The sequence below is a fragment of the Salinisphaera orenii subsp. halophila YIM 95161 genome, assembly GCF_003732545.1.
GTDB lineage: Bacteria > Pseudomonadota > Gammaproteobacteria > Nevskiales > Salinisphaeraceae > Salinisphaera > Salinisphaera orenii_A.
The window spans coordinates 1-338 of record NZ_AYKF01000045.1; the positions used below are offsets into that span (position 1 = coordinate 1).

Genomic DNA, 338 nt, shown 5'->3' on the forward strand with positions numbered 1-338 from the left:
GGCTGAACAATGCGCGGTTCGAAGCCTGTGATGTCACCACGCTTGATCTGCGTGACGAATTCGGCCTGATCACGGCCTTCGATGCCATCCACGATCTGCCACAGCCGGATCGCGTGCTGGCGGCGGTCGCCGGCGCACTGGCCCCGGACGGCATCTTCCTGATGGTGGACTGGGGTGCGTCGAGCCACGTGCACGAGAATTTCGAACTCCCGATCGGCCCGTTTCTGTACACGATGTCCTGCATGCATTGCGTACCCGTGTCCATGGGCCAGAACGGCCCCGGTCTGGGTGCGATGTGGGGCGAACAAACGGCCTGCAGGATGTTGGCCGACGCCGGT

Annotated in this window: 1 protein-coding gene; it reads left to right on the forward strand. The window is 63.6% G+C overall.

The genetic code is table 11. The features are described from left to right. Positions 1-2: 2 nt before the first annotated feature. A partial coding sequence (locus SAHL_RS02995) for a methyltransferase domain-containing protein (protein WP_281272965.1) occupies positions 3-338 on the forward strand: 336 nt, incomplete at its 3' end.